Source organism: Pontibacterium sp., assembly GCF_964228735.1.
Taxonomy (GTDB): Bacteria; Pseudomonadota; Gammaproteobacteria; order Pseudomonadales; family Balneatricaceae; genus Pontibacterium.
Map to the genome: position 1 here is coordinate 1 of NZ_CAXRBQ010000151.1, position 6,829 is coordinate 6,829.

General features: G+C 51.6%; 6 protein-coding genes and 1 pseudogene. 6 read left to right on the plus strand and 1 reads right to left on the minus strand.

Going from position 1 to position 6,829, the window contains the following annotated elements:
* The 4 genes and pseudogenes from ACEQ15_RS16745 to ACEQ15_RS16760 form a co-directional block, all read left to right on the plus strand.
* Positions 1-1,486: methyl-accepting chemotaxis protein (locus ACEQ15_RS16745; protein ID WP_370280386.1), on the plus strand; the 1,486-nt coding region annotated here is incomplete at its 5' end.
* Between the two features lie 209 nt (positions 1,487-1,695).
* Positions 1,696-2,727 (plus strand): YeiH family protein, encoded by a 1,032-nt coding sequence (locus tag ACEQ15_RS16750; RefSeq protein WP_370280387.1) that lies wholly within the window; start codon positions 1,696-1,698, stop codon positions 2,725-2,727.
* A 414-nt stretch (positions 2,728-3,141) separates the two neighbouring features.
* Positions 3,142-3,567, plus strand: a complete 426-nt coding sequence (locus ACEQ15_RS16755) for a hypothetical protein (RefSeq protein ID WP_370280388.1) — start codon at positions 3,142-3,144, stop codon at positions 3,565-3,567.
* A gap of 135 nt (positions 3,568-3,702) precedes the next feature.
* Positions 3,703-4,248: pseudogene (locus tag ACEQ15_RS16760) on the plus strand (YdeI family protein).
* A gap of 203 nt (positions 4,249-4,451) precedes the next feature.
* On the opposite strand, the gene ACEQ15_RS16765 reads toward ACEQ15_RS16760, so the two are convergent.
* Positions 4,452-5,360 carry a LysR family transcriptional regulator gene (locus tag ACEQ15_RS16765; RefSeq protein WP_370280389.1) on the minus strand — a complete coding sequence of 303 codons (909 nt, stop codon included), beginning with the start codon at positions 5,358-5,360 and terminating at the stop codon, positions 4,452-4,454.
* A gap of 146 nt (positions 5,361-5,506) precedes the next feature.
* Between ACEQ15_RS16765 and ACEQ15_RS16770 the strand changes: the two genes are divergently transcribed.
* Positions 5,507-6,088 carry a flavodoxin family protein gene (locus ACEQ15_RS16770; protein WP_370280391.1) on the plus strand — a complete coding sequence of 194 codons (582 nt, stop codon included), beginning with the start codon at positions 5,507-5,509 and terminating at the stop codon, positions 6,086-6,088.
* A 79-nt stretch (positions 6,089-6,167) separates the two neighbouring features.
* The coding region (locus ACEQ15_RS16775) for an MFS transporter (protein WP_370280392.1) at positions 6,168-6,829 on the plus strand (662 nt) is incomplete at its 3' end.

The window sequence follows — 6,829 nt, forward strand, 5'->3', positions numbered from 1 at the left end:
CATCAGCAAAAACACCATCAGCGAACGACTGACCCGCATCCGAGCGTTCATGCGTGCGGCTAACGCCCACCGCACCCAACTGATCAATTTCCGCCAGAGCCAGGATATGCCTCGCCTTGATCGTGAGCTGACCGGTAGCAAGGGTGAACTGAGCAAGACCTTGCAGGCCCTGGTGGCCATCGATCCGAGCGCCAAACGTATCGGCCGTCTGGTGGATGATCTGATTGCCGATCTATACGGCGACAACGGTATGGTGGCGCTATATCGCGATGCCTACAACAAAAGCAACCAACTGACTAAGCAACTGGCGACTACAGCGCAGCTGCAGACTGAAGCACAGGCAGTCGTTGATGCGTTTATTAACGCATCCATGAATCAGGCGGCTGAACGCAAAGCGGAAGCCGATAACAGCTCCCAGATTACCGAAACCATGATTGTTGCTCTGCTCGTAGGCAATCTGGTGCTGGCGATCGTAATTGCAACGCTGACTGTTCGGAGCATCCATCAGCCTCTGTCTGCAACTGTCACTAAGCTGATGTTGTTGGCCAAAGGCGATATGCGCACCACCTTCGATGATGACCGTAAAGATGAATTTGGTGATCTGGGCCGTGCACTGAACGAGGTTGTCGCCAACCTGCACGACATTCTGGAAGAGATCGCCAATGGCTCCAAACACTTGAGTGATGTGGCTGAGAGCAATGCCATCACTAGTCGCCAGACACACAGCGCTATGGGGCAGCAGAGCGAACAGCTGACCATTACAGCCTCTGCATCTGAAGAGATGGAGTCGATGGTGCAGGAAGTGAACCAGTTTGCGCAGACCACGCTTGAAGCAGTACAGAACTGTGAACAGCTGAGCCTGGATGCTGATCAGCATGTACAGCAAACCGTATCCAGTATTCGTCAGCAGGCGGATGATATCTCTAAAGCTGTGTCCCTGAGTGATCAATTGAGCCAGTACAGTAACCAGATCGGTTCGATTCTGGATACCATCGGTGATATCGCCCAACAGACCAACCTGTTGGCACTGAACGCTGCGATTGAGGCGGCGAGGGCAGGTGAGCAGGGTCGCGGGTTTGCGGTTGTGGCCGACGAAGTGCGCGAACTAGCGCGTCGTACCCATCACTCTACTCAAGAAATTCAGGAGATGGTGGAGAACATGCAGTCCAGTATCTCCAGCGTTGTCGATGTGATGCAGCACAGTGTCGCGCAGACCGAGTCGTGCGTGCACTCCGCACATAGCTCCCAGGATGCGCTGATGAAGATGAAGGATGCCGTGGCAAATATTCGCAGCATGAGCACCCACATCACCGAGGCGACCAGCCAGCAAAACCTAGCGGTTGAGGAGATGGCGCGTACTCTTGAGCAAATCAATGCGGCGGCTAGTGAAACAGCCAGCGGCGCCGAGAAAGTCTCCAATCACAGTGACGATCTATTGCAGATCTCTACCCAGCAGAAAGAGCTGATCAGCCGCTTCACTGTCTGACCTCTTCAGACCTTTGGTCCAGTTGTTTCCTAATAGGTTGCTTTGCAAGGGGAAACAACTGGTACTAAAGGTTAATCATTCCTGACACTACAGTTTATTAATCGCATAACCATATACTCGATCGTATCGCGTATACTTTCTCGCGCTCAACGCTGATCTGTGTCGCACGGACTTCAGCATCACGTAACATCTGAATTGGAGCACCACCTATGTCCACCTCACAACCGCGAGCGTTTATGGATAAGAACGCTGTCAAAGAGTGGTTTTCGATTATTATGCCGGGGCTGTTGCTCTGCTTTGTGGTGGGTATGGCGGCCAAATTTGTCTCTGAACACTACGGTGGTCCAACCATTCTCTACGCGCTGCTGATGGGCATGTCCCTCAACTACCTATCCGAAGAGGGGCGTTGTGCTCCGGGTATCCAGTTTGCAGCCAAATCCGTACTGCGTTTTGGTATCGCCTTACTCGGTGCCCGTATTACCTTCGAACAGCTGATGGGCTTGGGTATCACACCTATTGCCATCGTACTGGTCGGCGTACCGGCAACCATCTTCTTTGGTGTGCTTTGCGGTCGCTGGATGGGGCTGAGCAAAAACCAGAGCATCCTGTCCGGTGCATCGGTGGGCATATGTGGTGCGTCCGCAGCGCTGGCCGTTTCCGCCGTACTGCCTCAGAACAAAGAGTCCGAAAAAAACCTGATCTTTACCGTGATCGGCGTGACGGCGCTTAGTACCGTAGCGATGATCGCCTATCCGCTGATCGTTACCGGCCTAAACCTGAACGCTGACGAGAGCGGTATCTTCCTGGGTGCAACCATCCACGACGTCGCGCAGGTAGTTGGTGCGGGTTATATGATGTCCGACGAGATCGGTGACGTTGCGACCTTCACCAAACTGCTGCGGGTAGCCGCACTGGTACCTGTTGTGGTGGTGATCTCCATCCTAGTAGCCCGTCGAACTGATATGGGCACCGACGGTAAGTCTAAGCTGCCGCTGCCAGGCTTCCTCGTAGCCTTCGTGATCATCGTAACCATCAACAGTACCGTGCCGGTCCCAGAGGTAGTAACGTCCGGTATGAGCGAAATGTCCCGCTGGTGTCTGATCATCGCAATGGTGGGCTTGGGCATGAAAGCCTCGTTCAAAGAACTGGCTACCATGGGCGGGAAGCCAATTGCGCTGTTGGTAGCGGAAACTGTCTTCCTCGCTGCGCTGGTCGCACTCTGGTTGATCTGCGCACGTTAATTTATCTCCAGGGCCTGTTTCATACAGGCCCTTTCTTTATCTCTCCAAAAACCCTTCCATACGTACAATCTTCAAGTCCATTTCTGACTTAATCGATAGGCTGCTGAGCGCTTAATTGCGACAAGGTAAGCGCCTAGCGCCTAAGGTCTCGACAACTGCAAAGCTGATTAGGTACACCAGAAGTTAACTGTCGAGATTAAGGGGTTTGCTGAAGCAAGTAAGTGTGCAAGGATAGTGCATCACATTGATACATTTCCCCGGAAGGGAACGAAGTGGACGTTAAGGAAAACGTATGTACATCATCACCTTACCTTCCATTGCTTCAAATAACCTCCCGGGGATATATGTCAGAATGACGTGTTTAAACGCATCAAACTGATGTCTATTTAGGTGTTAGGCATTAAGGAGGTAGTCATGGACAGGTTGAGTAATATCGAAATATTTAATGGCATTGCAGGAAAGGTCTTTGCAGATCTATATTCAAGCTTTCCCGTACATTCTGCAATCAAGCTTCCTGTATATGCAGAGGAGCTTGTCGATCCCGATGACTACGACGGATACTGGCAAGTATCTGAAATAGCAGACGCTACTTTGTCTTGGTTAGTTGAGTCTGGATATATCTGGCTGGATGAAAACCAGTGTATTGATGAGGAATACCGAAAAGGTGTGCTAACCCCTAAAGGTTTAGAGGTTTTAAAGGTCGTACCGTCGACACTCAGCCAAAATCAGTCTATTGGGGAAAAGTTGCTTGAATGCTCAAAGGGAGCTTTCAATACCGGATTAAATGAAACCGTAAAGCAAGCAATCAGTATCGGTGCCAAAGCACTTGTAGGTGCCTAACAAGCGGCTGTTGTCTGCACTACGTCGCTGGGACTGCCTTTTCGTCGCTTCGCAACTACAAATCAGCCTCAAATCCGCCCGCAATACCCTCTAAGAGAATTTAGCTTCATGCCTGAACCTGATCCAGCGAAAATCATGACCTTTGCAACACCAGAAGACCTTGGCCAGTGGCTCAAGGTGAATCACACATCTGAAAATGAGCTATGGGTCAAAATATTTAAGAAAAAGACCGGGATTCCTAGCGTAACCTGGGATGACGTTGTGATTGAGGCACTGTGCTGGGGCTGGATCGATGGTGTTAAGAAGTCGATTGATGATCAAGCCTATCTCCAACGAATCACGCCCAGGAAAGCTAGAAGTAATTGGTCAAAGAGGAACATAGAGCACGCAGAGCGTTTGATCAAAGAGGGCCGGATGATGGAGGCAGGCCTTGCTCAAATTCGTGCCGCCAAAGCTGATGGCCGTTGGGAAAATGCTTATACGGCAAGTGAAATGACAGTGCCGGAAGATTTCCTGGAGGCGTTGGATAGCAAGCCAAAGGCAAAAGCGTTTTTTGAAACACTAAATAAATCGAGTCGTTATGTCATCGCGTAAGGGTTGTTAGGTGCAAAGAAACCCGAAACCCGACTGAGGCGATTTGAAAAATTTATGGACATGCTGGTTCGTGAAGAGAAGCCTTAGCTTGAAGCCAACCAAGACGAATAAGGCATAACAAAAAACGCCTGATAACGCCTACTTTGCTCCTGGAACTCGGCGTTATTTTTAGCATAGGAAATCCCACCCAACGGTAAGTATTCAGAGGATGCGCGTTACCTGACAGATGTCATTGATCCTTAGAATGTAAAGGAGCTTGAGAATTCAGGCCTTTCTAACGCGCAAAACCGCTAGTGCCCCAAAAGCACCCGTCGTACCCACCGACACATCGGGTCGTTGTGATAACGCTCGTGCCAGTAAAGGTTGAACTGGGTCGGTGGCAGGGTGATCTCTGATGGCAGTGGTTGGATCGTAACGTCATGCCCCTTGGCAACCATCTGCGCAATGATCTCCGGGATCGCTACAACCAAGTCGCTGGATTCACAGAAATAGGCTGCGGATGTGAAGTTAGGTAAGCGGGTCGTCAGCTGCCGGGACTTACCCATGCCGGACATGTAAGTATCGATCATTGCAGGGCCTTCGTTGGTGATCGATACATAACCGTGACAGCACCCAAGATAGTCTTCCAACGTCATTTGCTGGCCTGCCAATCGATGGTTGCTGCTCATCATGCACACCATATTGGACTGGGCCAGTGGCATCATCCTGTATTGGTCCTGCATCACAGTCGGTACACGACCACTTAACGAGAAGTGCACGTCACCTTCAGCCAGAAGGTCAAAATGATCTCGAGGTTCGCTACGGATATCCAGCATCATATGCGGTGCGTGCTGGCGCAACTTTGTGAGTAATTGGGGTAAGAATGCCACCACCTCCAAATCCACCGCATACACCTTAACTCTATCCCTCGAAGTGGCCGGATCAAATGATTCCTGGGCAACCATACGCTCAAGGTCACCCATGATCTGGTTTAATTCCGGCAGCAGGCGTTCGGCCCGCGCGCTCAAGTCGTATCCATCCAGTGTACGTACCAATAGCGGGTCGTTAAAGGCATCCCGCAGCTTCTGTAACGCGCGGCTCACCTTGGGTTGGCTCATATTGAGCTTTTCAGAGGCGCGGGTGACATGCCTCACCTCCAACAGGGTTTGCAGGATGATCAGCAGGTTCAGATCCAGAGTTCGTAGATTCAGATTTTGCATGGCCGATATGTTTATCATGCATTTTATGAATTTAAGAGACGCAGATATGCTCTTTGCACATCGATCGAGTCACAACGGAACCCGCATCGAAGAGACCCCGCTCTTCTGTACCGGTTCCCTAAACGATATATACGGAGTGCAGTTACATGTCTAAAACGCTCAAAATCGCAGTTGCTTATCATAGCGGCTATGGCCACACCGAAGCGATCGCTAAATCCGTTGCTAAAGGCGCGGAGCAGGGTGGCGCCGAGGTCGCATTGGTGTCAGTTGCAGATCTGGACGAACTCAACTGGGACACCCTAAATGAAGCGGATGCGATCATCTTTGGTAGCCCAACCTACATGGGTAGCGTGAGCGGCCAGTTTAAGACCTTTATGGATGCCAGCTCCAAAGTGTGGTTCGAGCAGGGTTGGAAAGACACGCTGGCCGCGGGTTTCACCGTTTCTGCGTCCCAGAGTGGCGATAAGCTGAATACGCTGGTGCAGATGAGTATCTATGCCGCACAACAGGGCATGATCTGGGCTGGTACCGGTATGATGCCGGGCAATAACAGCGCCGCTGGCAGCGTTGAAGATCAAAACCGTCTGGGTAGCTTCCTGGGCCTGATGGCGCAGGCCAATGCTGATGAGGGTGCGGACGTGACCCCTCCAGCTACCGATCACCGCACTGCCGAGGCTTTCGGACAACGCATCGCTGAAGCAACAGAGCGCTGGCAGAAGCCTGAATAAACTGGATCGGCTAGGTTCTGCAATAATTCCACCGGGAACGTTGTTTCCCGGTTTTTCCGTTTTCTGAGGATGACTATTTGTGACCATACCCGTTCGGCGCCTGACAGTTCTATTGGCCATGTTGGTTGCTGTAACTCCGTTAGCAATCGATATGTACCTGCCCGCAATGCAGATGATGGCGGCTGACCTGGACACACCCAGTCATTATGTGGAGCTGTCCGTTAGCGGGTTTCTGCTGGGCTTTGCGATTGGACAAATCACGGGTGGGAGTTTGTCTGATCGTTGGGGCCGCAAACCCGCAGTGGTCCTGGGTCTTTCGATCTTTGCCTTGGCCAGCGTTGCGCTGATATGGACCGATACCATCGAAAGTTTGTTGGCGTTACGTGTGATACAGGCAATAGGTGGGGGGATTGCAGTGGTGAACTCGTCGGCCGTGGTGCGGGACCTATACAGCGGCAAAGATATGGCGCGAGTGCTATCGATGATTGCCATGGTAATGATGACTGCACCGCTGCTTGCACCGATGTTGGGGGCGTTCTTCGCAACCGTGGGGGGCTGGCGCGTGATCTTCGCGGCGTTAGCCGGATACGCAGTATTGGTGGGAATTCTGTTCCTGTGGCAAGTACCGGAAAGCAGGAAACACGAAGAGCAATCCCCGGGGATGATTGCGGCGTATCTGCGGATTATCCGCCATCGTCAGGCAATGGCTTACGTTTTGGTGTTGTCATTTGCGTTTAGCGG

Coding starts and splice junctions, on each gene's coding strand:
- ACEQ15_RS16750 (WP_370280387.1), top strand. CDS start 1,696: ATGTCCACCTCACAACCGCGAGCGTTTATGGATAAGAACGCTGTCAAA.
- ACEQ15_RS16765 (WP_370280389.1), bottom strand. CDS start 5,360: ATGCAAAATCTGAATCTACGAACTCTGGATCTGAACCTGCTGATCATC.
- ACEQ15_RS16770 (WP_370280391.1), top strand. CDS start 5,507: ATGTCTAAAACGCTCAAAATCGCAGTTGCTTATCATAGCGGCTATGGC.
- ACEQ15_RS16755 (WP_370280388.1), top strand. CDS start 3,142: ATGGACAGGTTGAGTAATATCGAAATATTTAATGGCATTGCAGGAAAG.